Below are 24866 nucleotides of genomic sequence, written 5' to 3' on the forward strand. Positions count from 1 at the left end.
CCGGCACGGGGCAAACCAGAAGCAGAAAGTCAGTCACCTTTTATAGTGACTGACTTTCTGCTTCTGGTTCTTCTTTTTTATGTCGAAGTTACTTTATCAATAAATTATATAGCACCTGTGCCATTTCCGCTCGAGTTGTACTTTCGGTAGGAAAGAGTTTTCCACTACTGCCGCTGATGGAACCTGTTTCAATAAGCAATGTCATTGCATTCTTAGCCCAGGAAGCAACTCTGTCTGCATCACTGAAGTCCGAAAGCTCCTTGCCGGCATTTCCTTCAGGGGGCTCACCAATTACCGTCAGCGCATTGTAGAGCAGGGTGAACATCTCCTGTCGGGTGATTTCCCTGTCGGGAGCGAACAGGTTATTTCCAATGCCATTTGTAATGCCAAGCCGCTTAGCTGTCGCTATAAAATTCGTATAATAGGTGTTACCTGCGTCTGCAAAATTATCTACAGGGTTTGCGTCCGGCTCGATGCCGTATGCCCGCATCAGCATCACGATAAACTGACCGCGGGTTAAAGCTGCATCAGGACTAAAATTCCCATCCCCGGTGCCTGTGGTGATGTCCCGTGCCGCAAGGAAGGTCACTGCGCTCTCATACCAAGCGCCTGCAGGTACATCCTGAAAGCCGATAGGATTGTATCCAACGACAAAGCTTGAGAAGTGCGGTGTCCTAAAGACCACAGATTTTGTTGCGGCATCGTAGTGCCCGCGCATCCCAACAAGCTTACCGCTGTCGCTGAGATACCAGATGACGATGGCGTGGGGATGTTCACCCGTTCCTAAGGTATACGGAATGCTGACCGTTGCGTGTCCGCCGTTGAAATTAGAAATTGTCTTGCCACCTCCGGTAACCGTAAAGTCATAAACGGGTCGGGAACCGACCAGCGCCTTCTGGGCTGCCGACAGCTCGGTGGCAGGCACCTGACGCACCGTCAGTATCACATCGCCGGAGCCGGCCGCCGTGCCGATGGTATCCATAGCCTTTTTATCAAAGGCTACTGTGGCTAAATGTGCATTGACAGCAACTGGTTTGTCGGCAGTATTTACTTTATTGAAATCATCGTTCTTAATAACAACCTGTGTACCTCCGTTTGTTTGAGTCAGGGTGCCTGTGACAGAGACTTGACCGTCGGTGGTTGTGACGGTGACCTTAGTACCTGTGTCAGTCGGTGTGCCACCACCACCGCCATTTTCACCACCGCCATCGCTGACAGCCCTGCTAATGTCGATTGTATAGGTGGTTGTCGTATCATCTTCAGCAGTCACTTGCACTGTTATGGTATTGCTTCCGACATTCAGCGCAACCGCCTTGCTTGAACCAGCCGTGCCGTTGATGGTTACTGTAGCTGAATCATCAGACGTAACAACGCTGACGGTTGTGCTGCTGGTACTATTGCTGACATTTGCAGTATAGCCGGTTGTTGCGCTGTCAAAGACGGGTGAGAGTGTAATGCCTGAAGCTGATAGTCCGGATAAGGTTGCATCATCTGAAAGCGTCATGGATGCAGTAGGCAAATAAGTTACAGGTTGATAATCCGCGCTATAGTGGCTGCCTTTAATATAACCAGGAAGCAAATCATCTGCTCGCCCCCATATATTGTAGCTGGCATTAGTGGGTGATGAATTGAAATTACTCAATGAACTCGTCAGCCCAAATTCATTGTCACTGAAATCATTTGCATTGGAAGCAGTCCCACCGATTGTGACATCATAAATTTCTGAGATCTCGTTTCCAATAAGTATAGCTCCAGAGTTAAATCCGTGGATATGATTTTGATAAATTTCTTTACTTGAGGAACCCTCTGTGTCATTAAAATATAAGATTAATCCTGAGGTACCTGATCCGTCTGCAACGACACCGCTATTAGAGATTACATTATCGGCGCATTCCAGGTTTTTCGTGTTATTAATCTCAAATGCAAACTCATTATATTGGCTGTTGACAGAGATGCTATTATCTGTTGTATAAATATTTTGCCCATTTAGGGTGATTCCATAATTGTAATCTCCAGAAAGTGTATTGTTGGAAAAATAAAGGTTTTCCGACTGATTGATAAGATGTACCCCCGAACCGTTTGGCGCATCTGTCGTTCTCGAAATAATATTGTTTCGTATTTCGGTGGTACTGCCGGGAACGGTTTCGTAACCATCAATTGTATATCCCGGTTCATAGATAGCGATCTGAGTAAAGTTGGTAAAGTTGCAGCCCAATATCTTATAAAAATCCGGATAGCTGGAATACGCGTATTTTGAAAATTTATCAAACGTAATGCCCATATCTCCATTACTGAAATTAAGTTTTTCAAGGGTAACGATCGGTGCAGTGATCGTAGTTGTCGTATTCCCGTATTCGGTAAGGGAGGAGTGCCTTGAAAGGTTTACATCATCACCAAGCCCTTTGACATGTACCGGCCGGTCAATCCATACTACACACCGGAGGAGTTTGTCGCCCATCTGAAGCACATTCTTGCGCTGCTTGAATCCTTTAAAAATTATCACATTCATTTGATCGATAAACCAACGGAAGATCGTTACACTGTCTATGCGCGGGAGGAGTTCGGTGTCATTGTGGCAAAGACCTCTCAGCCGCCGGTTGTGCTGGCTATAAACGAAAGTAATATGACCGCCGCATTCTGGGATTTCCTGAAAAGTATCATTGGCGAAAAGACATATGGGGCAGAAAAAAATGCCGATTCTATAGCTGTACTGCGGAATTACCTTGGCGAGTTGGCAGACCAAGAAAACTGTTCACCATGATGAGTCCGAGCAGATTCTGGTAAAGGACACCCACGAAGCGCTGATCACGCAGGAGCAGTGGGATCTGGTGCAGGAGCTCCGCCAGCGGAAAAAGCGCGTGCCGAAGCAGATGGAGGAACCCAATTTATTCTCTGGACTGGTCTTCTGCACCGACTGTGGAAAGCCCCTTGTCCTGCACCGGGCGCACACGATGGAGGCGGTCAAAAACGACTTCATGTGCTATACCTACAAGAAAAAGGGGCAAGGAGGTCTGCTCATCCCACTACATCCGGGAGTGTGATCTGGTTCAGATTATCCTTGACGACCTGCGTAGCGCAGGTCAACACAGAAGATGCGGAAAATGTGGAACACGAAAACATCGCATAACAGCACAAGGCGGACAGCTTGCGCCATCCGCCTCATACATAACAACCCCGGTTCACAATTTGTCCCTTTGAACGAGAACAGAATGGTTTTCGGGTTTTGGCTCTCCTAATTTTGCTGTTATTTCTGAGCAGAAAACAAAGTTGAAGGGAAAACAAGTCTGGGCAGAAAAGATATACCTCTTATTCTGAAAGCACATAGTTTAACTCTGTTTTCGTGAGCACTCGCTGCAAAGCCCGCGATTCACTCTATCACCAGTACCGCCGTAGGACGCCATAAAAACATCAGGCTTCCAACAATGACATGTATCGCAAAAACACCATCGTCTGCCACCATCATCGACAACCATTTCATTGGGGATAATGGGATACTTTGCTTCCAGCATCTGAGATATCTTTTGTAGTTCTTCGCTTACTAATTGAAGTGCAGATTGGGGATGTTCTATCTGCTTGCGATTACGATATTCGGTCATTATCTGATGCAGGTGCGTGATTTGAGCGTTATCGGCTTTTTGCCGCTCATCCTGTAACAACATGGCCTTTGCGCGTATCTTTTCGCGTCCTGCGTTTTCCTTTGCCAAAGCTTGTTTGCGAGTTTGCTCCTCTGCAAGGTGTTTCTCGTAATATTCATGCTGACGCGCAAGGTTTTTCAGTAGCCAAGCTTCAATTGCGGGACTGCTGATCCACTTCTTGTCATCAGCCTTATCACGCAAGCGAATCTTCACTTCATCCGACTTCATGTGATGCAAATCAAAATCGGCACCCATATGGATTGCAATTGTTGGGATATCCTGAAACGGCTTTGGCTCTGATATTTTGCAAAACGTTGGTGGCGGCACAAGGGATACTGCAAGTTGGTGGTGTTTGACATTATCCGTAAGGAGAATTGCATCCGGGATTCCCTTTGTATTGCTGTGAATTTCGTATTTTTCTACATCAAAGGTCTTTGCCTTGATAATCAATTCGGAGTCTTCAAAATCGTTATCCATCAGTTTTACGGCCTTGCGTATATCCTCAATTGTGGCTTGTCGCTGAATGGGAACTCCATAATACAAACCATAGCAAGCCGAAAAAGCGAAGCAGGGGCGCTCATCAATAGCTTCACCGAGAAGGCGATAAAGGGCAGTCATAAGGGCTTTTATGGAGTCGCACGATTCACCATCGTGTCTGAAGTGCGGCTGCCTGATTTTACCCATTGCCGCTATAAAATGGCCTTTACATTCAGGACATATACACTGGCAATTGCGTCCACGCTCATCCGGCGTGAGATCGGCTATTGTAATGATTACGCCGCTCCTCAATGCAAAAGGGTTTTTCAGTTCCACACAGCACCCCCTCCAAAAACAAGCAGTATCACAAATATCTTAACGTTATATCGTACCAATAGGAACGTCTATCCTGTCCTTGGCAACACACACACCGTTTTTAACCAGATAACATTCTACAAAGTGCGAACCCTGAAAATCTGTATGTTCTTTTTGGTGCGTGGAATCTGTCTTTTTAATTTGCCCTCGAATATTGTCCCTCTCCTCAGCCACATGGCCGACATTTCTAACCTTCCAATAAATTGAATATGGACCAGGGCAATCCGTTTTATAAATAAAGAAGTCCAAGCTCTTGTTGCGACGCAAAATTCCATTATCTTTCAGGAACGCCCGGAGAAAGAAATCGCGCCAACCATCCTGAGATATTCGGCAGTCAAGCTGTAGTGCGTACCGGATATCAACGGGGAACAGGTTCTCTATGAACTGTTCCGTATTTCGATAGCTGTAGCTTGCCGTAGAAAAAGAGTTTTTAGCTGTGGTTGCACTCGCAGGGAAGCTATTTCCAAGCAGCTCTCTTAGAACGGAATTAATGTCGTCGCCGGATTCCAAGGCATCGGCGATCCTCTTGAATGCCTTATTGGCCTTTGATACAAAAACTCCGCCCCCGGAATTATCGACTTGCTGATTGCTTCCGACTGCAAACCAATAACTTCGATTTTTATCTTGAGATTTTAGATATTCGAAAACATTTTGGAGAATATTCAAGTAATCGCCGTATCCGTAATCGCTATAATCATCATTTTCTGAAAAGTGATTATAGATCAAAGTGTCTATCAGCAGGCCACCAAATTCAAAACCAATCGTATTTTTCCAGCTCCGTATGATATGGCAAAAATTAAAATATATGCCATCCGAATTATCGTTGCATTTTTTACATTCCTCTTGTTCGCTTAACGGATCGGTATATTTCCATTTGCCGTCATCATGTGTATCTGGATACTTAAAACGGTTATCCGACTGAATAAATGCCGGAACAAGTTCAACTGTGTATTTCGTGAATTCGATCACGACCACTTGCCCATCGCCCCGCATTTTCGTGTTTGGATACCTCTCTTTTAGAACATCCTTTACGTCTTGCAAAAGTGCTGACTGGCCATTGCTTTGATAATCATCGTATTTTTTATATACACTTTGTGGCAAATCGAAAAGGAGATCAAGATCACTGCTGTTTTTAATTGCAGTTTCTCTGCCAACGGAGCCAACTATGTACATGTGTGAGGAAGTATCCTTATCGAGGCCATAATAGTGAGCATTTAACTTTTTTGCGATTTCTCCTGCAGTTGATTCCATATCTGCTTTGTTGTCAAGCTGAATGTCATCGCAAAATGTTTCGAAATCCTGTTTGAGAGACAAGATTAAACTCCTTTCTTTAATTCATCTGGAAGAAGACGGTCGATTTCCTCATCAGAAAATGTATTATCCTGGGTGATGTTCAGCGCAATCCGTGCCATAGCGACTGCCTTATCGGAAGTGTTCGGTGCATCTGCATAGATCTTGTCAAGTTGATGAACAGTGTCCTCATATTTTTCGTAGAGAGCTGTTGGCTCATCTTTCTCAAGGTGTATCTGTAATATAATTAGTTTGAGTTCATCTCGTATTGCCAACAAATTATTTGCCGCAGCTTTATGTTGGCTGACCATCGTCTGCAGATCAAATGATTTGAAAAAGGCACTTACAAAGATGGAAATGAATGATAGTAAAGCAGACACAATTTTAAGCCACAACTGATCTGTAAAAATCAAGGAAACGATGCCCACAGATGTCATAGAGGCAGAAACGACCTTCGCTGTTTCCATGATTTTAAACTGGCCTGAACAAATGTCAGCCTGCTTCTCTTGAATTTTATGGGACCACACCACGCTTGCGAGTGTTTCCCTCACGGACGATTCGAGAATTGAATATGTTTTATCCATACTCTGTGCCTCCAATTTTCCATCTCCAGTGTCTTAACCGCTGCGTATTCTGCAGTTTGATAGGAAATCACGCTGAAACACCCAACCAGTTCTACAGGCACACTACCGAAATCAGCTGCAGAAGCCATCGGAAACCAGACCTTCTTTACACCGCTACTAAGACACCCCTGTAGTGAATTGGACAGCTTGTCCGATTTGATCATTTTTGCCACTGATGCTATCCAGCAACACAAGGGAACTGATGGCCGGTTTACTCAGTGCGAGCATATAATAGTCGTGGTATTCTGATATTTATCTTTTACGTCCGCGAACATTGAAGGTAATATATCTAAAGATGATGCAGTTTTCAGGATATCGTTTTGGCGCTCACTATAAGTCATTCCCTACACTTCTGTATTTTTTATGTTTATTATCCATTATACTGCAATTTATAGTGGTATGCAAGAGGACATCACTATATATCGCGTATCCAATGGTGTAGACACTGGATATATAGTGCTTTCTATATACGAAGATGTACACACGCATAGAAGGTACTCTGGTAATTCAGTACAGTGTCCACCAGTAATCAAAAAGGCGACGGTAGAAGTTGCCTTTCCTTGGCGCGTATTCGCATTTCCGGATACGGTGGCCCGTTTCCCGTTTCATCCACTTCTGGCAGTTGCTGTTCTTCGGATACTTGATGTACTTGCCAGAATGAAGAAGTGTCCTGCCGTCGAAGCCCCAATCGATATATCCGGCATGAGGGATATAGTGCCGGGTGACGATCTCCATCAGCTGGTCATTCTTGTGGAAGCGCATTTGACGCCGGTATTGAGCGCCGGTTCTGCGCTTGGGGGGCAACGGAAGCTGCTCGATCCTCTGCAAGGCATCGTTTATCTCTGTTTCTGTCATATTCCTTTCCGTTTGGAACGGTCCGCGTCACAGGGCACAGGCCATTCCAACTGCCGCGCTGTTTTGCGTGGTATTCCTTTTGCTCACGCTTGTTTTGTTTTCGCAGCGGTGTCATCCGCATCATGTGAACACATCCTTTCCTTTGGTTTTTGGTGTTCGACCTTCTCCATAAAATCCCTGCACCGCGCCGGGTAGTCAGGGTAACCGCACAGGAGCATCTTGTCCGGCAATTCTCGCAGGGCTTCAAGAAATGCGCTCTCATCCTGCTTTCTGATTCGGCAGAAGATCATGCGGCACGGCAAGGCCTCCCGGCCATATTCCTGCATGAATTTTACGGTCACCTGATGCTTGATGAACAGGCTGTCTGCAAGGTAGTCGCCGACATCAAGAAACGCAAAATACTTGTGCCAGAGGGAAAAGCGTTCAAGTCTCAGACAGTTCTTCAGTTCTTCCTGCATGGCGGCTCCCCCAACAATTATGTTACAAATCTCCAAAAGGGCTTGATTTTTCGACTGGTTTCCGTTATTCTGAAATACTTCCTTTGGGAAACTACAATTTTGGAGGCGAAAGCGATGCAAGAGAATCAATACCCCGTTATTGATCCCGTGGCGACCGGCGAGAACATCGTCAGGCTCCGACAGGAGCGCGGCCTGTCTGTTCGGGATCTGCAAGCGTTCTTTGGCTTTGAAGAGCCGCAAGCAATTTACAAGTGGCAACGCGGCAAAAGCCTTCCTTCTGTTGATAACCTGTACGCTCTTGGTGCTTTGCTGGATGTGCCCATGGATGAGATCCTGATATCAGCAAGGCCGCAACTGAACATGATCGTTCTTGAGCAGCAGGCTGACGCCTGCTGCTCAGTTATTTATATAGACCGGCTGTTTTGGATACGGCAGAGGTCCGAAATTGCTTCGACCATTTTTCGGACAACTGCGCTTAAGGCGTAAGTCCGATGACGCGGCCCGCAGTGGCAGTTACCCAGAATGTTTGCCCGAAGGCAATAGAAAATATCTCATATCGGCTTATTAGGCCATTTATGGAGATGTATGTTTGGCAGGTGGGGAAAACGGATTCACGAAAAGCGAAAGCGTGACGGAGCGTCGGTTGAAGCTCAAAACGAAGGATGCCTGATCGTATATCTGATTTGACAAGAATCAGTTTTCATCCTTGTAGTTGAAGCTCCGTAGATGGAGCAATACGCATTATGCAGCGTTATAGTTCATCTGCACCTGAACCGATCTTAAGCGCATCCTGATCCTGCCGTACCCAAAACAGTCGGTCTGCACCACGGGAGCAGGTTATTCCCGCTTCCCGAGGTACGCGGCGAAAACATCCGCGAAGCTGTCGTTGACACCGAAGGGCGACTCGAAGTCCACTTCAGCGTTAACCATGTAGCGATCCAACTCCGCGGAGACGGCGTCGGCTTTCCGATTCATCCCTGCCAGATGCTTACGAACCGCGTTCCGATCAAAGTTGATGGTGGTCACGCGCCTTAAGTCACACTTGTAGGAAACCTGATTGCCATCGGTGTTGAAGCGGTAGCCCACCCCGCCGTGGGGCACGATCACCTCGGAGCTTCTAAGCTCGGACATATGCTGGAGAGTGGAGGCGATGCGCTGCCGCCTGCTGTTCAGGCTGACCTCGCTGTCCATATCAATGGGAAGGCCATTCTTGGCGGTGCGGATGCTCTTGGCAAGTGCTTCGTGCTGATCAAGGAGATACAGCAGAAATCCGACCACATCGGTGATCTGCTCACAGTATTCAGTGGCGGGAACATCGACCGTGGTTTCATCTTCGGCCTCGGCCATAACCTTCTTGCGAAGATAGGTGTTCTGCACACGGGTCACATTGGAATCTCTGCCCAGCAGATTCTGCGCCTCCTCCATGAGGGCCTGCAGCTTGTTCTGGTATCTGAACGCCTCTTTCAGGTTCATATTTTCCCCTCCTGTCGTTTCATATGATCTGATCATATTGTAGCGCGGGGTGCGCCTGGTGTCATTGAACCGCTGGTTTAATTGGGTTCGACCTCTTTATCCATACACAATACACGAGATTTGATGGTTCAGCCCTGGCATTCCATAACGATGTAATCATAGAGTGCTTCGGGTTCCTTCAGGCACCATTCCCTGCCTCCCTCATCGTTTTCCCACACTTTAAAGTCATCTGTGGCCTCGTAAAGCCACCATTCAATGTAATTGTACTGATCGTTGACTGCTTCCTTGAGAACCATCAGCAGGGCATCAAGCCATTTGTTATCACAGCCGAACGTGCAACAACCGTCTGAGACCTTGCCGAGCGCTGCCGCGACTTCTTCATTGATAGCGTCCTGCTCTCTAATCATCCGCAGAGCTTGGCAAAAGGTGGTCTTTGTCAGCAAAGCGGGCTTATTCTCCACCGATGTCTACCTCATCGCCGAGTCGCTTAGCTGCCTCAAGATCTTCTTGTGTGTGCTCAAATGGGATTCGGCCAAGCCGGACAGTTTCTTTGAAAAAGAGCCGGATTGCTTCCTCATGGGTCAGGCCATAACGCTTGAGGACTTCCCCGACTTGCTCATATAAATCGTAGTCAATCGTAAATTTAACTGTCTCATAGGCACACTCAATCCACCGTATCGGACAGAGGACTAAATCGTCCTTCCCCTCATCGGTGATAACGAAGCCCACATTGTCCTTATCGACCTTGTCCAGTATCTCGTCGAGCTTTTCGCCAAGTTCTATGCGGCTGATTCGCTCCATCTGGTCAAGGGGTTGTAAGTATTTGAACTGTTCCACGTTTGTTCCTCCAATCCGTTATTAACCGTCTGCGAAGATGTCCTCGCAGACCATATCCAAGCTGATTTTCTCGCTGTCAAGCGCGGCGACTGCTTTCTTCACATCGTCATATTGCCGTTCCGGGAAGTAGAGCGCGCTGTGGATGACATCTTCTTTCTCCTTATCAAACTGGAGAATGCCGGGATGTCCCCATGAGCCGCGTACAGGATTCCAACGGTCGCCGTCGATCAGCTCACTCTGGTAGCACAGCCCTTCTATTCGGGGGCAGGTGCACCGAATGTACTTCTCTCCGTCCTTTATCAGATAGGCCGATGCTGTGGCGTCCTTGACGCGCATCCTGTAAACGCAGTCCCAGATGTTTTTAAACTCCCATTCCTCGTTTGCGAGGTAGAGGAAGCGGCTCTTTATCACCGTCACGGGCTGGAGCAGCGGCTGTTCAACATACGCCACATAGTGAAGCGCAGCGTCATTGCCCTCGTTGAACTCACGAAATGCGTCGACAGTGGGCTTGTGCTGCTCATAGTCCAGTGATTCGATAAACGCCTTGATCATATCCAGCGTGCCGTAATAGCGCTTTGTGCCGGAGACGAAGCTCGGGCTGAAGTAGTTGTCCAGCGTCAGCGCATAGAACTTCGGCGGATGACCGTTCTCCAACGGCGTGGCAAACCGCTTGTCCACATCAAAGCTCCAGCGCTCCGGGCCGAATTCATCCGGGTATTCGCGGATCAGCCATTCCTTCTTTTCTTTGATCTGCCGGACGATATCGCTTATATCGTAGTCTGAGTAGAGCCGAGCGCCCTGTAAGATGTCGATGATCTCCGAGCCCCATACGACCTCATCGTAGCCCGTGCATCGGTCATAGAAGGAACCGTCCTCCGGCGGCACCGTTTCTGTTATCTTGCCGCTGTATGAAACGTACAGGAAATCGTCCTTCAGAAAGTGATTGAAGCACTTATTCGGGACGTAGAGCAGATCGGTGATGCCTTTTGTGGACATATAGCCCCAGCACTTATAGTACCGCCCGAAGACATACCATTCCGGCAGATCCTGCGCCAGAATCTTCGTCCTGTTGTGTCCGGAGTACAGGGTACCGTCATCGCTCTCGACATAGCAGAAGCGATGATCTCTGTACGCCTTTATTTCTCTGGTGTAGAGTGGATTCTTGAATCTGTCCCTCATGAGCTATGCTCACCCCCCGAATCGAACTGTTCGGCGGATTCATAGCCGTGGAACAGGAAGTGCATCTTGTCGATGCGCTTATCGATGTGCCAGTGTCCGCAGAACCACGCCTTGTATTCGGCCACTTCTTCAATCTTGTCAAGCCAGTGTTCTGTGCTGGCATCCACGGTGCTCTGGTCAATCATAGGGAGGAACATCTCTGTCGGCTCATACTTGAAAGGGCAGGTATGCGAGAGGATCACATCAAAGTGCTTCTCTGCAATCAGTCGTTCCACATACGCCTTGATCTCGTCGGAGGGCTGCTCATCTTCCCACCATCCGTACCCGCGTGAAAGCCGGTAGAACTTGTCCACGCTGTATGCTCCGCCGATGACCATGTATTCAAGCCCTTCCAGCATATAAATATCGCCATCCCGCGCAAACAGGATACTGGGAAACGCTTCCTCAAACCAGACCGTGCCGCCGTTCCAGTCCTTCGTGATATAGGACGGGATGTTGGCCGGTCTTATTTCATGATTCCCGTGGATACAGAGGATGGTCGGTTTGAGCCTCTGCAGCACCGACTTCATCGCCGTGTCACGCTCGTCGAGGCAGAAGTTGGCTCCAACATCGCCGAGGATCACGATGGTATCGTCAGCCGTTAATTTGAACCGTTTGCAGAACCGCACGACCTCGAATGCCGAACCGTGAGTGTCCCCAGTAAAGTAAACCATTTGGATATCCACCTTTCCGCGATCATTATATCAGCCTATCTGCCCGAATAGTTGGACACACAGAAAACATAATCACTTTTCCGAAATCATATTCACTTTAAAACCGCACAAAATTAAACCAGCAGTCAAAGCAATGACTCCCGGTAGATTGTTTTCCATACAAAGCGCAGTAAAATTGTTATCGGTTCGTGTGTGGCAGCGCTGACTTGCGGTCGCGGAGTGACGCCTTGATCGCTTTTACTGTGTCGGTTATGACCATTCTCTCATAACCGCTGCAATCTTCCAGCAGCATGGTGACCTCTTGACTTGCCGCCATGACGGAGCCGGTGAGCTGCTCAGCGAGAAGGATGTCTGCCGGTATATCCAGAGCATTTGCAATCTGCACGAAGGTTTCAAGGCTCATTCTCTTTTTGCCGTTTTCTATGTAGCTGACATAGGTGGGCGACTTGTCGATCCGCTCCGAGAAATCCAACTGGGAAATACGGTTTCGTTTCCTGATGACCATGATGCGATGCCCGATTGCTTGATAGTTTAGACTCATAATAAGAACCTCCAAAAAAATATTGTCGATTCCATTATAAAGTCAAGGCTAAATGATAATCCTCTCATTATATCAATTTAGCACGCAGTTGATATAATTCAGATTATAAAATAGCCTGCGGATTAAGTAAAGAGGAGTGAGACGATGGCAGGGCGAGATACTACGGAGAGTCAGGCAATCGGCTCACGGATCAGAGAGGCACGAATCAAGAACGGCATGAGCCAAGCTGATCTTGCTGTTAAGTCCAGCATCTCCCTCCCGCATATCAGCGATATAGAGCTTGGGAAAAGCAATATGATGCTCCCCTCGTTCATTCGGATTGCTGAAGCCTTACAGGTATCCTCTGACTCGCTGCTCCGCCCGAATGTGCCGGGTGTGACAAGCCTCTATGGGAGCGAGTTTTCCGAGATCCTCAACGACTGTACGCCTTCGCAGATGGACTCCATCCTGAAAATCGTTCGGGAACTGAAGCAAACCATGTGTAAAAAAGGCGAAGAATAGAATCTATCAAAGCGGGTTGGAGTGGTCCAACCCGCTTTTTTATTTCAAATCTAAACCAGAGGTCAACTACTTGACTTCTGGTTTATTTCATTCTTAGCGGTCGGTTTATATAATTTCGGGGTAAGTATTTTCTTCCGGAGGGGTTTCATGTCTGATTTGATAAAAAAGAGCGAGGACGCTGATCTGGAGGTCATGCCGTCCTTCAACTTCGTATTAGAAAAGGAGGCCGAGCAGCAGACGCAAGTAGCGGAGCATCGCGCCTGGCTCAAAAGCATCAAGCATGAGCGCCCTCTGCCGAAGCACCACTACAAGGTTGCAGTCTATATCCGCTACTTCAACCAGACGAAGTACGAGGATTACCTTTCATATCACAAGCAGCAGTTTCTTGACACCATTGGTCTATGTCCCAATTGGCAGTTCGTCGGTTTTTACATTGACGAGGGCGGAACTGCTCCCAACATGGAAAATGCGAAGGAATGGACTCGGCTGCTTCAGGACTGTTTTGACGGGAAGGTCGATCTGATTATCACGCAAAAGGTAAGCAATGTATCGAAGAAGCAGTCCGAGATCACCTTCTGCGCCCGAATACTGGCGGCGCATCAGGTGGGAATCTATTTCATTTCTGAGGACATCTTCACACTTGCCTCATACTATCAGGAAGACTTGAAAGATCCCTTTTTCTATCCATCACCTGATTGGCAGCTTCTTCCCGATGATGACCTCGAGTTAAGAGGTGTGCTTCATGATTAATCAGTCCAAAAAGCAAAAGGAAACCGAGCAGAAGCAGAGAATCCATCGACGGGTATATACCAAAATTGATCCGGAGAATTATGAGTTCATCCCCGCGAAAAAGCAGATCGATTATTACGACAACGATATTCCGCAAAGAGTGGCAGTCTACGCTCGTGTTTCGACGGACAATGTTCAGCAGACTTCCTCATACGAGCTCCAAAAGAAGTATTACGAGGAGTTTGTGATTCACCACCCCAACTGGACTCTGGTGAAAATCTACGCAGATGAGGGCATAAGCGGGACTTCAATGGCTCACCGGGACGAGTTCCTTGCAATGATTGCCGACAGTAGAGCCGGCAAAATTGACATGATCATTACCAAGAGCGTTTCGCGCTTTGCCCGTAATGTGGTCGACTTCCTCCGTATGGTTCAATCCTTGGCAGAGCTGCCGCATCCGGTCGGAATCTTCTTTGAAAGCGAATGCATCTTCTCCTTGAAGGATGACTCTCAGATGGCACTGTCGTTTCAAGCAACCATGGCCCAGGAGGAGTCTCACATCAGGAGCCGAAGTATGGAGACCTCACTTCATATGAGGCTCGACGGCGGGCTTCCGCTGACGCCCAAATTGCTGGGCTATTCCCACGACTCGAATGGCAATCTCATTGTCAATCCGGACGAATCGCCAACGGTGAAGCTCATCTTCTACATGTACCTCTACGGCTATTCGACCGCTGAAATCGCGGAAGCTCTTACGGAGCTGGGGCGAAAGACCTACCTTGGCAATGTCACTTGGACAGCCGGAGCTGTTGTTCAGGTTCTTCGCAATGAACGGCATTGTGGGGATGTCCTGACGAGGAAGACCTTTACTCCAAACTACTTAAATCACTTATCCAAGAAGAACCGCGGGGACAGAATGCAGAGCATCTATCGCAATCACCACGAGGCTATTGTGTCGAGGGATGATTACATAGCGGTTCAACACCTGCTGAACAATGCGAAATACGGGAACAAGTCCATTCTCCCCGAGCTGCGGGTCATTGACAGCGGCCTTCTGCGAGGTTATGTCACGGTCAATCCGCGTTGGGCGGGGTTTAAAGCTCCTGACTACTTCCAAGCTGCTGCCAGCTTGAATCCGGCCAATGTCGAGAACGATACCGGGGGCTATATTGAAGAGGAGCCGGAGATCCATGTTACTGTGGAGGCCGGCGACTTTGATATGCGCGGGTTTGAAATCGCTCGTTCTGAGTTTTTCGACTCCCACCGCCGCCCATATGTGACCTTCCAAGATAAACAAATCAAATTCAGCACCGACTGTGTTCGGAAGCTTGGCAAAAATAATATGGTGGAGTTTCTTGTAAACCCGCGAGAGATGAAGTTTGCCGTCAGAACAGCCGCAAAGGACAGCCGCCACGCCGTACCCTGTTCACGGGTTTCAAATGGTATCTACTATCCAAAGACCATCCCCAGCGCGGCTTATATAGCTACGCTGTTCCAGATATTTAGATGGAACTCGGATTTCAAGTATCGCGTTGCCGGAACTTTCTTTCAGAAGGAAAACGAGGCCGTTTATTTGTTCAACATAAACGATGCCGAGGCCTTTATTAAACCGTATCTGATGACGGGCAGCGCGGAAGCAGCTTCTCCGGAGGAAGAGGTAAAGCCTCTCTCGGTATCCGGCACGAGAGTGAGAGCTGTGCCGCAGGAGTGGATGAGTTCCTTTGGGAATCAATACTATCTGCACCAGCACATTTTCCCACCCGTAGAATTGCAAAGCGAAACCGACTGGAAAATCCGCTTGGAGGGTCAGCTCTATGACACAGGCGAAAAAATCAATGTAACGGGATTTGATGAGCTCAAGAGCTTCATCACGCAGGAACTGAGTCGAGGTGAAATGGAGGAGAAAGTAAATGGATGATTTGAATAATGGTCAGACGCAAGGAATTCTTGCGAATATGCTTCAGCATCTTCAAGAAGCTGCGCCAGACAGCGACACGGCATTCTCCTTGAGGGAAGATGCTGACGATCAGTCTGTCGACTCTGCCCCCGCTGACGGCGAAGTGATTGAACTGGGCGGCGAGTTCGATTATGAGGGATATCAGGTGGTTCGCCGCGAGTACTTTGCACACACCAATGAGCCGTCTATCACATTCAATAATTTCAAGGTGTATGTCAATGCCGCATGTCTGAACAGGTTTTCAGCAGTTGATTATGTGCAGGTTCTGGTAAACAGCGACAGCAAGATCCTTGCTATCCGTCCGTGCAGGGAGGAGGAGCGCGATGCCTTTTCCTGGTGTGCTCCAGGTTCTGCACGGAGAAAGCCCCGGCAGATCACCTGCCGTTTGTTCTTTGCAAAGGTGTTTTCTCTCATGGACTGGAACACAGATTACCGATACAAGCTGCTTGGAAAGGTCATCCACGCAAACGATGAATACTTAATTGCCTTTGACCTGTCGGCCACAGAGGTATATCAGCGCGTGTTCAAGGATGGTGAAAAGCCGAAGACCTCCCGCACACCTGTTTTCCCCGAGGGCTGGCAGAATCAGTTCGGGTTGCCGTTCAAGGAGCATCGCAATTCGATGCAGGTCAATATCTTTGAGGGATACGCCGTATATGGCATTAAGGAAAACAGTGTCACTCCAACTGCTGATAACGAGGGTGGGTCATCTGATAACCGACCAGACGAAGCGGCAAACAACGATGCTCCGGGAGGATCAGATGTATGAGTGACAAGAAAGAACTGGTAGCGAATCTCACCCTTGATATGAAGCGAAACAGGGTTCGCATATATAGATCAACGCTTCGCGCTCTTGGTGATCCTACATATATTCAGTTCCTGATAAATCCGGAAGACCTTTACATCGCCATCCTTGGTTCAGAGATACCGTTGTCCGGGGGGACTGCAAACAGGGTAAAGATACCAAGCACGCGCCTGGATGGGAAGCTATCTGTAGAGTTTTACAGCGCCGCTCTGCTTGATGGCATTTATAACGTGTTTGGGGTGCTGGATCATCAGTATAACTACTGCCTTACTGGTGAGATTGATCAGATCAACAGGGTTGCGTATTTCTCTATGCAAACACTCAAGCGAATCGAGCGGAGGAAACTCAATGACTGACAAGGGGTATAAGCGACTCAATATAGACGCCGAGTTTAAGACGTTGATAAGGCCGCTGCGCCGGGATGAATATGCACAGCTTGAGGCAAATCTCGTATTGGGTGGATGCCGAGAACCTATCATCACATGGCATGAAACCATAGTCGATGGTCATAATCGCTATGAGATATGCAACCGTCTTCATATTCCGTATGCTGTTCAGGAAATCGAGTTCGACAGTCGGGAAGAGGCAATCGTCTGGATATGCAATAATCAGCTCGGCCGCCGTAACATTACGGAGGAAACCCGCAAGTATCTGATTGGCCGGCAATATGAAGCTGAGAAGCTCGTCGGCTATCGCAGAAACACTGATGGGCATAATCAGTACACGAGATCAGACGATCTTGACGAGATAGATGATCCCCATGATATGAGCGGCAAAGAGTACAGGGAAAGCGGCCGGCGCACCGCAAACCGTCTCGGTAAAAAATATCATGTTTCCTCTGGGGCTGTCCAAAAGTATGGGAAGTACAGCGAGGCTCTGGATACGATTGCGGAAAAAGCGCCGGATTTGGTCCCACAGATCCTGTCCGGCAATTATAAGATTTCGCATAACAATGTTGTTGCGCTGTCAATGATGGAGGCGGAGGAAGTGCAGAAACTGAGTACAAAGATAGGGCATGGAGCCACCCCATTCATTCGATACAGCGAGTCGAGGAAGGATTTCTCTGATGAACCTGCAATGAAGCCAGGGCCAAAGCCTCCAGAAATACCTGTCATCAAAATCATGCCCGCTTTTGATCCCGACGCGGAGGTTACCAGATTGACCCTTACGATCCCCTCTTGGACGAGTTCTATTGAGCGGACAAGAGTCACGGCAGACTTGAGTACTGTTTCATTGGCTGCAAAGGATCAGCTTGAATCAGCTTTGGGACTGCTGCAGAGCAAAGTTCAGGAAATGATCCGCTCAATAAAGGAGGACTCCTGATGCCAGACTACAGCAGGTTCGTCCCAAATGTTCATTTTGAGCTGATTCCAATAAAAAACTTGGTTTCCAATCAGGAGTACCAACGCACCCTCTCTTGGGGCCATGTGAAAAATGCGGCCGAGCATTTTGACCTTTATCAGATTAACCCCGTGAAGGTAAGCTGCCGCGAGGGAGCGAATTATGTCTTTAATGGGCAGCATACCATAGAGATTGTCGCACTCGTTTCCGGTTCCCGTGATACGCCCGTCTGGTGCATGATCTATGACGATTTGAACTATGAAAATGAGGCGTATGTCTTTGCCAATCAGATGAAGTTTGTGAAGCCATTGAAACCCTATGAAGTCTTTATGGCAAACATTGAGGCTGGCAGCGACAAGCAACTTATAATAAAGGATTTGGTGGAATCCTATTCACTAACCATTGGTCAGGTTAAGAACTTCGGAGTCATATGCGCTGTATCCTCTCTGGAAGGTATCTATGATAAGTTTGGATATCATGTCTTAGATCGCACCCTTCGTCTCTGCGCTGGGACATGGGAGGGGGACATGAATTCTCTGTCCGCCAATTATCTGAATGGGGTAGCGCGGCTTGTCCATGCCTATGGAGATAAACTGAGGGACGAGATGTTTAAGGAGCGTGTCGGTTCCATGTCCGTTAAACAGCTTACCCGCACAGCCAAAGAACGACGTCCGGGTTCTCTCGGCTTTTCCGAAGCCATGCTTGTATCATATAACCGAAAGTGTAAATACCCTCTGGCATGGAACAAACTCTATGAAAAGAACCTCGGCACAACGGATGGCCTCGATGTTGATCTTCCTGAAGAAGACGAGGCCGAGCAGGAGCACATTGAAAAATAGAGAGAAGCCTGAATTCTTTAGTACTCAAATCCCGCCAAAGAAAAATTGGGGCAGCCCCTCAATGTTTTTTCCTGCAGACTGTTGTATTTCTTGAAAAAATGGCGTATAATTACTTCGTGATTTACGAACTAATTATACGGAGGCTTAGCTGATATGATTATATTGGACGTAAAACTGAATAACATCTATGGCTTTAAGGATTTTGATATCACGTTCTCCTATCCGAAGAAGATTGTCAATTCAATTATTGAGAACGAGCATCTCACAGAGAGACCGAATTTCCGCTATAAGAAAGCGGTTATCCTCATGGGCTCAAATGCTACCGGCAAGACAAGTCTTGGCAAAGCGCTGCTCAACATTATCAGTTTTATCAACACCGGGGATACCTCGGCCCTGGCAGCAATGGCGCCATTCGGCAATAATGGCTCTTTCCAAATAGACTTTGTGGGCAGCGGGTTTACTCTCCATCGTGTAAGCGGTAAAATTGGAGGACATTATCCCTACGATGGCGATCCCGGAAGCGAGATCACGATTCAGTATTTCTCTGCTGATATTGGACTAAAAGACTCCTATGAGATGTGCGCGGAGAAGCTGGTTGAGCGAACAAACGAAATATCAAAGGACTACTCGAAACTTGGCAAACTGGTTGGCAATCTCGATTTCACTTTCTCCTGCCCTGACATCAAGCCGACCACGAAGGTGTCAAAGGTCAATCGCAATATTGTGTTGAAGACCTTGAAGGCAGTAATCGGTACGCTCGATCCGACGCTCACTGATGTGCAAACCTCTAAGGATTTGCGCAACTCGTTTATCATCCGCAGGAGCAATGAGGAAATCATTATCCAAGAAGGTAAGCTCTTGAACCGCGAGTCGCTTTCGAGCGGAACGGCAGAGGGCGTTGATATTTCCTTCTTCCTCGCGCTCCTCATTGCGGAGCACAATGGATTCTACTATTGCGACGAGCACTTCTCCTATATTCAAAGCGATATTGAGAAGCGAATCTTTGGCCTAATGCTTGAACACTTGGGCAGCAACGAGCAGCTTATCTTCACAACGCATAACACGGATATGCTCGACTTAAACATTCCCAAGCATTGCTTTGCATTCCTCAGAAAGAAACAAGAGGATAATTACCGTGTGTCCGTGGCCTATGCATCTGACATTCTGAAACGCAACAGCGATTCAATCCGCTGCGCCGTAGAGAACGACGTTTTTGCATCGCTCCCTGACGAGTCCGCCCTTGATGCGTTAGAAAAGAGGGCTGACGATGAAGAATAACTGTATCTATTATGTTGAGGGACGGTGCGAGGAGAAACTGCTGAACGCCTTGAAAGAGCAGCCGCAGAAGATCCAGCCCGGACGGGTTAAAGTCTTCAATGTCATTCAAAACACGCTGCCAAGCTCTCAGCTCATCACGATTCAGCCGGGAACAACGGTTGCATTCGTATTTGACACCGATGTTCCTCAGACAGACTGTCTAAAGGACAATATCGGGAGACTGAGCAAGTATTGTTCAAAAATCAAGATCGTATTCCTCGCGCAGGTTTTGAATTTTGAAGAAGAGCTTGTACGCTGCTCAGACATAAAAAGCGCGGCTGATCTGACGCACAGCAGGAGCGCCAAGGACTTCAAAAGGGACTTCTGCTCCATGACCAATACCCGGTCAGCGCTGGAACGAGTGAACCTTAGTGTTGAGAAGCTCTGGACAGAAACCCCGCCTGCGGAGTTCGCCTTCATTGAGCGAAACTGCGGTTCCGTCAAGCAGTAACACAGGCAAGCATTTCACCTTGGTTCCGGATGATAAACCAGAAGCGTCTCAGAATACCTCCATGGGCCTTCTGAGACGCTTCTCTTTTTTATTCGGCGGTGATGCTTTCCTCGACTATATAGCCGCCTCCGAAGATGATTTCCAGTTTGCCGTCCGGATAGACCTTGATGCATTCGATCATCTGGCGGACGATGGAGTCGTCATATTGAAACCCGCTTTGCTCCCGTTCCGTGATTACCCGCTGGATCTGGTCGAGGCGCTCATTGGGCGAGTTGTCCGAGCTGGCAAGCTCCTGAATGGCGTTGATGTGGTTCTTGAGGAGCGTGATGGTGTCGGAAATCTGCTTGAACTCATCCTCGCGGCTTTCGATGTCATTTCCGGTCTGGACGCTCTCATTGATCATTTCAAGCATTTTTCGATTCAGCGCGTCGACCTTCCGCTGGAGCAGGTCGACCTCGTCAGAGCATCCGTTTAATCCGATTGCTTCGCTGATGGTCGCTTTCATAAGCGCCATGTAGGTAGCTCTGTCTTCCTCGTTAAACCTGTTGAGCGCCCGCATGATAGCATTTTGGAGCGCTATTTCGTCGATGGTAACGGATTCCTTGCAGTACTTTTTTCCGTAGTCGAGCCGGTTGATGCACCGCCAGACGACTCGCTTTTGCTTGTAGGCAGTCCAAGTGACTCTCTTGTAGCGGCTGCCGCATTCCCCACAGATCAGGACGTCCGTCAGGGCGAATTTGGAGTATTTCCCCGTTGATGTGATGGAGGTCTTTGAGGATTTCGGAGTCACCGTTTTTCTCCTGATGAGTTCCTCCTGCACCTTGTGGAAGGTATCGCGGTTGATAATAGCTGGATGACTGTTCTGCACAAAATACATCGGCGCTTCGCCGGTATTCTTGCGCCTCGTTTTGGAGATGCAATCAACAGTCACGGTTTTCTGGAGGATTGAGTCCCCGCAGTATTTCTCGTTTGCAAGGACGTTGGCAATCATGGAACTGCTGAATGAGAAACTCTTGCCGGGGGCTACCGTGTTTTCCGATTTCAAGGCCGCCGATATTCGAGCGGGCGTGTTACCGGCAAGGTACATATTGAAGATCCGTTTTACGATTGCCGCTTCTTCAGGCACGACCTCCGGCATACCATCCTCGCCCTTTTTATAGCCGAGGAGCTTCTTGTACATGAAGATGGCGTTGCCGTCCTCGAACTTCTTTCGGTAGCTCCATGTAATGTTTTTACTCATGCTCTCAGACTCGGACTGAGCGAAGCCGGCGTATATGACGAGGTAGAGCTCACTGTCGATTTTGAGTGTGTCGATGTTCTGTTCCTCGAAGAAGACACCGATCCCTCTGGATTTGAGGACTCGCACATGATCCAGACAGTCTACGGTGTTTCTGGCAAATCGGGAGACGGATTTGGTGATGATGTAGTCGATTTTCCCGGCAAGGCAGTCGTTGATCATCTTTTTAAACTCAGGGCGCTTGTCTGCGCGAGTTCCTGAAATGCCTTCATCGGCATATAGCCCAGCGAATTCCCAGTCCGTCCGTGCGGCGATCATCTCCGTGTAAACCTTCTTTTGGGTGGTGTAGGAGGTGAGCTGTTCCTCGCTGTCGGTGGAGACTCGGCAGTATGCCGCCACGCGCTGTTGCCGGTACTTTTCCTTGTCTACAATCAGTGAGCGCTTTGGCTCAATGACCGTTATTGTCTTTTTCGGTATTTTGGTTACTTGCATTGTCATCATCTCCGATTTCCGTGTCTGTCTTGGTATGAAGCATGACTCTGCCGCTGCCATCAAGGGATATGAAGCTGATGAGGTCGGTGAAGTAGCTCTCGCTGAATTCATCCTGCGGCGTCATCATCTCGGCTCGTTTTTGCGCTATTGCGGCGGCGATATTCATCTTCGTTTCACTCTCGCGGTAGAGCTGGCTTGCCATTTCTGTGGTCTTTGCGATTATGAGTTCCTCATTGGGATTGTCCCGTTCAAGCTCGAGACTGATTTCGTTATTTAACTTCAGAACAGCCGGGGACAATTCCGGGCGCTTTTTCGGCCTTGGGACGAGGAGCTTTGTATTGGTGATAATTCGGTTCATCAGCACATTGATCTTTTCGAGAAGCTGGGTATCTCCGATTCGAACCATGATTCCGCACTCGTCATTCGTACACATCCAGCTTTCCCTGATGCGGTGCTTTGCGCTGACACGCCGCTTCATCGGCGCTCCGCACTCCTGGCAGCGGACATAGTCCCGCAGAAGGTTGATTGCAGCGGAATCCTTTTCGAAGGTGTTGCGCTGTCTGGCTGTCTTCAGACTGGTTGCTGTTTCATAGAGCGTTTCATCAATGATGGAGTCATATTCTTCATCGCCGGTGTACTTGGCGTTGTCGATGATTCTGGCGATACGTGCTTTATCCCATGTGTCTGTACGCTCACTGTAAGGGATCTTTCGCCCTGTCAGCTCCTCGGCAATGGCTTTCAGCGACGCGCCGGCAATGTAGGCATCGAATATCTCTCGAATCACATCGGCTTCGGTGTGTTCAATGACTGTTCTGCCATTTCGGATCGTATAGCCATATGGGATGTAGCGTATCTTTTTCATGCCTTATCTCCTGTTCAAATCAGCTCTGTGAAACGGAGTCCGCCAATCACAGTCAGCGTCATTTCATCGTTTGGGTCGATAGAAATTGCCTTTACAACCTCGGCGAACAGCTTCTCATCGAAACGCTCGAGCGGGTCTTCCAGCTCGTCCAAAATGGTCTTCAGATGCTTCACTTCTTCGAGCATTTGGATGATGTGAGAGTCCAGCTCCGTCTTGCGTTCCTTTTTCAGCGTGGCAAGCTGGTTGTTGATGTCGCGGGACTGGGTCTGATGCACTTCAGCGGCAAGGTAGCCTTTGGCGCGGAGCTGCTCGAGCACGAGGAGCTTTGCGTTCAGTTCAGCGATGCTCTGACTCATCTCACGAGCGGCGATATTGTTTTTCTTATATAGCAGGACGGCGGACTCGAGCCGGGATATCACTTGCCCGAGTATGTCCTCCTGCCCGAAGCGGAGCTTATTGACCATCGCTGTGAACCCGTCGTAGATGCGTTCTTCGCTATAATAGTTCGAGTTGCAGGCGTTTCTGTCGTTGACATGCCGACAGCATGCCCATTTGATGGTTCCCGACACAAGGCGTCTACGAAAATACGAGCCGCATTCAGTACACTGAATGCGGCTCGTAAGAGGATATATATTCTGTGTTGCAACCTTCGAAAAGTTGTCCTGTCTCTTTTGTAATAGCTCTTGAACCTTGGCAAAGGTATCTTGGTCGATCAGCGGGGCGTGAGTGCCTTTTGCGTAGAACTGATCTTCCTGACCTCTGTTTGCGTATTGTTTGAACGGGACTGTCGTATCACGGTATGTTTTTTGATAGCGGCAATCGCCGATATACCTTTCGTTTTTAAGGATGTACGCGACCTTCGCCGAGCGCCAAGTGCCTTTCCCCGTTTTTGTCAGGATGTAGCGGTTGTTCAGCTCCCGAGCTATCTCGGTCGTGGAGCATCCGTTCAGGTACATTCTGAATATTGAACGGACGATTTCTGCTTCCGGTTCATATATCGTCAGTTCCTTTTCTATGAGACAGAATCCGTATGGCGCATTGCTGTCCACATACTCCCCGTCCTCCATGCGCTTGACAATAGAGAGGCGCTGGTTTTGGGAGATTGCTTTGGATTCTTCCTGTGCAATGGCGGAGAAGGTGTTCAGAAGCATCTCGTCGCCAAGCGCAAGGGTGAATATTCCTTCCTTCTCGAACTGGATGCCGATGCCGAGAAGCTTCAGCTTGCGGACATATACGAGCGACTCTTTTGCGTTTCTGGCGAATCGGGATACCGACTTCGTGATGATGAGGTCGATCTGGTGAAGCTCGCACATATGGATCATGCGCTGGAACTCGGTGCGGTTATCCGCTTTCATACCAGAAAGCCCCTCGTCAGCGAATATCTCTACCAGTTCCCAGTCTTTGCGCTTCTGGATCATACTGGTGTACACCCGCATCTGGTTCGCATAGGAGTTTTGCTGATCAGCCGAATTGGACGATACTCGGCAATAAGCGGCGACTCTTGACTTCACCATGGCTTTCCGTGTGATTGGCGATATCAGTCTTGCTTCGGGCATCAGCGTCAACTCCCTTCCTCAAAAAGTGATTATGTTTTCGCGGTTTTTGTATATGTTTTGGTCTGTATCATATTATGATACAGACCTCCGGTCGGCCGGCAACACACATTATACCGACACCTTTTCCGAATAGCTACACAATTATGAGGAAAAGAGAGAAAGAATTATTCCGCCAAAACGATGTCCGCGCCGGTCAGTTGGAGGTAGTAGCTTTTTGCCCGCAGATACTCCTTTTGGGTAATGGAGCCGAGGCTGAGGATCTCCTTCAGAACGCTCATAATGAAGAGGTAGTTGGCGTTTTTGGTATTCAAATGAGATAGCAT

27 protein-coding genes are annotated in these 24866 nt (G+C 48.3%); 11 read left to right on the forward strand and 16 right to left on the reverse strand.

Features of this window, described 5'->3' with window-relative positions; translation table 11 throughout:
• Positions 1 to 88 precede the first annotated feature (88 nt).
• Complete coding sequence (locus tag IZU99_01380; GenBank protein UOO37948.1) at positions 89 to 2743, reverse strand: S-layer homology domain-containing protein; 2655 nt, start codon at positions 2741 to 2743, stop codon at positions 89 to 91.
• Here IZU99_01380 and IZU99_01385 point away from each other — a divergent pair.
• Entirely contained in the window at positions 2724 to 3041 is a 318-nt protein-coding gene (locus IZU99_01385) for a recombinase zinc beta ribbon domain-containing protein (GenBank protein ID UOO37949.1), read from the forward strand. The genes IZU99_01380 and IZU99_01385 overlap by 20 nt on opposite strands.
• 285 nt (positions 3042 to 3326) lie before the next feature.
• On the opposite strand, the gene IZU99_01390 is transcribed toward IZU99_01385, so the two are convergent.
• From IZU99_01390 to IZU99_01410, 5 genes are all read right to left on the reverse strand, one after another.
• On the reverse strand, positions 3327 to 4448 hold the full coding sequence (locus IZU99_01390) for a hypothetical protein (protein ID UOO37950.1): 1122 nt from the start codon (positions 4446 to 4448) through the stop codon (positions 3327 to 3329).
• Positions 4449 to 4493: 45 nt separating this feature from the next.
• Positions 4494 to 5801 carry a nucleotidyltransferase domain-containing protein gene (locus IZU99_01395; protein UOO37951.1) on the reverse strand — a complete coding sequence of 436 codons (1308 nt, stop codon included), beginning with the start codon at positions 5799 to 5801 and terminating at the stop codon, positions 4494 to 4496.
• 2 nt (positions 5802 to 5803) lie between these two features.
• The gene (locus tag IZU99_01400) at positions 5804 to 6361 is read right to left on the reverse strand and encodes an SLATT domain-containing protein (GenBank protein UOO37952.1); all 558 of its coding nucleotides are present in this window, start codon (positions 6359 to 6361) and stop codon (positions 5804 to 5806) included.
• 546 nt (positions 6362 to 6907) lie between these two features.
• On the reverse strand, positions 6908 to 7255 hold the full coding sequence (locus IZU99_01405; GenBank protein UOO37953.1) for a hypothetical protein: 348 nt from the start codon (positions 7253 to 7255) through the stop codon (positions 6908 to 6910).
• An 83-nt stretch (positions 7256 to 7338) separates the two neighbouring features.
• The gene (locus IZU99_01410; protein ID UOO37954.1) at positions 7339 to 7713 is read right to left on the reverse strand and encodes a hypothetical protein; all 375 of its coding nucleotides are present in this window, start codon (positions 7711 to 7713) and stop codon (positions 7339 to 7341) included.
• A 114-nt stretch (positions 7714 to 7827) separates the two neighbouring features.
• Here IZU99_01410 and IZU99_01415 point away from each other — a divergent pair, with 114 nt between their 5' ends.
• Positions 7828 to 8199, forward strand: coding sequence for a helix-turn-helix transcriptional regulator (locus IZU99_01415; GenBank protein UOO37955.1), 372 nt, complete (start codon positions 7828 to 7830; stop codon positions 8197 to 8199).
• Between the two features lie 351 nt (positions 8200 to 8550).
• Here IZU99_01415 and IZU99_01420 read toward each other — a convergent pair whose 3' ends face one another.
• From IZU99_01420 to IZU99_01445, 6 genes are all read right to left on the reverse strand, one after another.
• Positions 8551 to 9186, reverse strand: coding sequence for a hypothetical protein (locus IZU99_01420; protein UOO37956.1), 636 nt, complete (start codon positions 9184 to 9186; stop codon positions 8551 to 8553).
• Positions 9187 to 9314: 128 nt separating this feature from the next.
• Entirely contained in the window at positions 9315 to 9647 is a 333-nt protein-coding gene (locus tag IZU99_01425; GenBank protein UOO37957.1) for a hypothetical protein, read from the reverse strand.
• Positions 9637 to 10023, reverse strand: coding sequence for a type II toxin-antitoxin system RelB/DinJ family antitoxin (locus IZU99_01430; GenBank protein ID UOO37958.1), 387 nt, complete (start codon positions 10021 to 10023; stop codon positions 9637 to 9639). The genes IZU99_01425 and IZU99_01430 overlap by 11 nt, the downstream gene beginning before the upstream one ends.
• Positions 10024 to 10044: 21 nt before the next feature.
• Positions 10045 to 11202, reverse strand: a complete 1158-nt coding sequence (locus IZU99_01435; GenBank protein ID UOO37959.1) for a hypothetical protein — start codon at positions 11200 to 11202, stop codon at positions 10045 to 10047.
• Positions 11199 to 11915, reverse strand: a complete 717-nt coding sequence (locus tag IZU99_01440; GenBank protein ID UOO37960.1) for a metallophosphatase family protein — start codon at positions 11913 to 11915, stop codon at positions 11199 to 11201. Before IZU99_01440 ends, IZU99_01435 begins: the two co-directional genes overlap by 4 nt.
• 178 nt (positions 11916 to 12093) lie before the next feature.
• A complete protein-coding gene (locus tag IZU99_01445; GenBank protein ID UOO37961.1) occupies positions 12094 to 12456 on the reverse strand; it encodes a helix-turn-helix transcriptional regulator in 363 nt (120 codons plus the stop codon).
• Positions 12457 to 12600: 144 nt separating this feature from the next.
• On the opposite strand from IZU99_01445, the gene IZU99_01450 reads away from it, so the two are divergent.
• From IZU99_01450 to IZU99_01490, 9 genes are all read left to right on the forward strand, one after another.
• Positions 12601 to 12957: a helix-turn-helix transcriptional regulator gene (locus IZU99_01450; GenBank protein UOO37962.1), complete on the forward strand. Its 357-nt coding sequence runs from the start codon at positions 12601 to 12603 to the stop codon at positions 12955 to 12957.
• Between the two features lie 147 nt (positions 12958 to 13104).
• Entirely contained in the window at positions 13105 to 13707 is a 603-nt protein-coding gene (locus IZU99_01455; GenBank protein ID UOO37963.1) for a recombinase family protein, read from the forward strand.
• Positions 13700 to 15604, forward strand: coding sequence for a recombinase family protein (locus tag IZU99_01460; GenBank protein UOO37964.1), 1905 nt, complete (start codon positions 13700 to 13702; stop codon positions 15602 to 15604). The genes IZU99_01455 and IZU99_01460 overlap by 8 nt, the downstream gene beginning before the upstream one ends.
• Positions 15597 to 16412, forward strand: coding sequence for a hypothetical protein (locus IZU99_01465; GenBank protein UOO37965.1), 816 nt, complete (start codon positions 15597 to 15599; stop codon positions 16410 to 16412). The genes IZU99_01460 and IZU99_01465 overlap by 8 nt, the downstream gene beginning before the upstream one ends.
• Positions 16409 to 16804, forward strand: coding sequence for a hypothetical protein (locus IZU99_01470; protein ID UOO37966.1), 396 nt, complete (start codon positions 16409 to 16411; stop codon positions 16802 to 16804). The genes IZU99_01465 and IZU99_01470 overlap by 4 nt, the downstream gene beginning before the upstream one ends.
• Entirely contained in the window at positions 16797 to 17771 is a 975-nt protein-coding gene (locus IZU99_01475; GenBank protein UOO37967.1) for a hypothetical protein, read from the forward strand. The genes IZU99_01470 and IZU99_01475 overlap by 8 nt, the downstream gene beginning before the upstream one ends.
• Positions 17771 to 18628: a hypothetical protein gene (locus IZU99_01480; protein UOO37968.1), complete on the forward strand. Its 858-nt coding sequence runs from the start codon at positions 17771 to 17773 to the stop codon at positions 18626 to 18628. Before IZU99_01475 ends, IZU99_01480 begins: the two co-directional genes overlap by 1 nt.
• A 153-nt stretch (positions 18629 to 18781) precedes the next feature.
• Positions 18782 to 19906, forward strand: coding sequence for a DNA repair protein Rad50 (locus IZU99_01485; GenBank protein ID UOO37969.1), 1125 nt, complete (start codon positions 18782 to 18784; stop codon positions 19904 to 19906).
• Positions 19896 to 20396, forward strand: a complete 501-nt coding sequence (locus tag IZU99_01490; protein UOO37970.1) for a hypothetical protein — start codon at positions 19896 to 19898, stop codon at positions 20394 to 20396. The genes IZU99_01485 and IZU99_01490 overlap by 11 nt, the downstream gene beginning before the upstream one ends.
• 88 nt (positions 20397 to 20484) lie before the next feature.
• Here the strand turns inward: IZU99_01490 and IZU99_01495 are convergent, their stop codons facing one another.
• From IZU99_01495 to IZU99_01510, 4 genes are all read right to left on the reverse strand, one after another.
• The gene (locus IZU99_01495; GenBank protein ID UOO37971.1) at positions 20485 to 22125 is read right to left on the reverse strand and encodes a recombinase family protein; all 1641 of its coding nucleotides are present in this window, start codon (positions 22123 to 22125) and stop codon (positions 20485 to 20487) included.
• Positions 22082 to 22987, reverse strand: a complete 906-nt coding sequence (locus tag IZU99_01500) for a recombinase family protein (GenBank protein ID UOO37972.1) — start codon at positions 22985 to 22987, stop codon at positions 22082 to 22084. Before IZU99_01500 ends, IZU99_01495 begins: the two co-directional genes overlap by 44 nt.
• A gap of 14 nt (positions 22988 to 23001) precedes the next feature.
• On the reverse strand, positions 23002 to 24543 hold the full coding sequence (locus tag IZU99_01505) for a recombinase family protein (GenBank protein ID UOO37973.1): 1542 nt from the start codon (positions 24541 to 24543) through the stop codon (positions 23002 to 23004).
• 164 nt (positions 24544 to 24707) lie between these two features.
• The gene (locus IZU99_01510; GenBank protein UOO37974.1) at positions 24708 to 24866 is read right to left on the reverse strand and encodes a hypothetical protein; all 159 of its coding nucleotides are present in this window, start codon (positions 24864 to 24866) and stop codon (positions 24708 to 24710) included.

It is taken from the genome of Oscillospiraceae bacterium CM (genome assembly GCA_022870705.1).
In the GTDB taxonomy this organism is placed as follows: Bacteria; Bacillota; Clostridia; order Oscillospirales; family Oscillospiraceae; genus Sporobacter.

Excerpts from the sequence above, each read along its gene's own strand:
- IZU99_01400 (UOO37952.1), bottom strand. The coding sequence starts at position 6,361 with ATGGATAAAACATATTCAATTCTCGAATCGTCCGTGAGGGAAACACTC.
- IZU99_01405 (UOO37953.1), bottom strand. The coding sequence starts at position 7,255 with ATGACAGAAACAGAGATAAACGATGCCTTGCAGAGGATCGAGCAGCTT.
- IZU99_01410 (UOO37954.1), bottom strand. The coding sequence starts at position 7,713 with ATGCAGGAAGAACTGAAGAACTGTCTGAGACTTGAACGCTTTTCCCTC.
- IZU99_01415 (UOO37955.1), top strand. The coding sequence starts at position 7,828 with ATGCAAGAGAATCAATACCCCGTTATTGATCCCGTGGCGACCGGCGAG.
- IZU99_01420 (UOO37956.1), bottom strand. The coding sequence starts at position 9,186 with ATGAACCTGAAAGAGGCGTTCAGATACCAGAACAAGCTGCAGGCCCTC.
- IZU99_01435 (UOO37959.1), bottom strand. The coding sequence starts at position 11,202 with ATGAGGGACAGATTCAAGAATCCACTCTACACCAGAGAAATAAAGGCG.
- IZU99_01440 (UOO37960.1), bottom strand. The coding sequence starts at position 11,915 with ATGGTTTACTTTACTGGGGACACTCACGGTTCGGCATTCGAGGTCGTG.
- IZU99_01445 (UOO37961.1), bottom strand. The coding sequence starts at position 12,456 with ATGAGTCTAAACTATCAAGCAATCGGGCATCGCATCATGGTCATCAGG.
- IZU99_01450 (UOO37962.1), top strand. The coding sequence starts at position 12,601 with ATGGCAGGGCGAGATACTACGGAGAGTCAGGCAATCGGCTCACGGATC.
- IZU99_01455 (UOO37963.1), top strand. The coding sequence starts at position 13,105 with ATGTCTGATTTGATAAAAAAGAGCGAGGACGCTGATCTGGAGGTCATG.
- IZU99_01460 (UOO37964.1), top strand. The coding sequence starts at position 13,700 with ATGATTAATCAGTCCAAAAAGCAAAAGGAAACCGAGCAGAAGCAGAGA.
- IZU99_01465 (UOO37965.1), top strand. The coding sequence starts at position 15,597 with ATGGATGATTTGAATAATGGTCAGACGCAAGGAATTCTTGCGAATATG.
- IZU99_01470 (UOO37966.1), top strand. The coding sequence starts at position 16,409 with ATGAGTGACAAGAAAGAACTGGTAGCGAATCTCACCCTTGATATGAAG.
- IZU99_01475 (UOO37967.1), top strand. The coding sequence starts at position 16,797 with ATGACTGACAAGGGGTATAAGCGACTCAATATAGACGCCGAGTTTAAG.
- IZU99_01480 (UOO37968.1), top strand. The coding sequence starts at position 17,771 with ATGCCAGACTACAGCAGGTTCGTCCCAAATGTTCATTTTGAGCTGATT.
- IZU99_01485 (UOO37969.1), top strand. The coding sequence starts at position 18,782 with ATGATTATATTGGACGTAAAACTGAATAACATCTATGGCTTTAAGGAT.
- IZU99_01490 (UOO37970.1), top strand. The coding sequence starts at position 19,896 with ATGAAGAATAACTGTATCTATTATGTTGAGGGACGGTGCGAGGAGAAA.
- IZU99_01495 (UOO37971.1), bottom strand. The coding sequence starts at position 22,125 with ATGCAAGTAACCAAAATACCGAAAAAGACAATAACGGTCATTGAGCCA.
- IZU99_01500 (UOO37972.1), bottom strand. The coding sequence starts at position 22,987 with ATGAAAAAGATACGCTACATCCCATATGGCTATACGATCCGAAATGGC.
- IZU99_01505 (UOO37973.1), bottom strand. The coding sequence starts at position 24,543 with ATGCCCGAAGCAAGACTGATATCGCCAATCACACGGAAAGCCATGGTG.
- IZU99_01510 (UOO37974.1), bottom strand. The coding sequence starts at position 24,866 with ATGCTATCTCATTTGAATACCAAAAACGCCAACTACCTCTTCATTATG.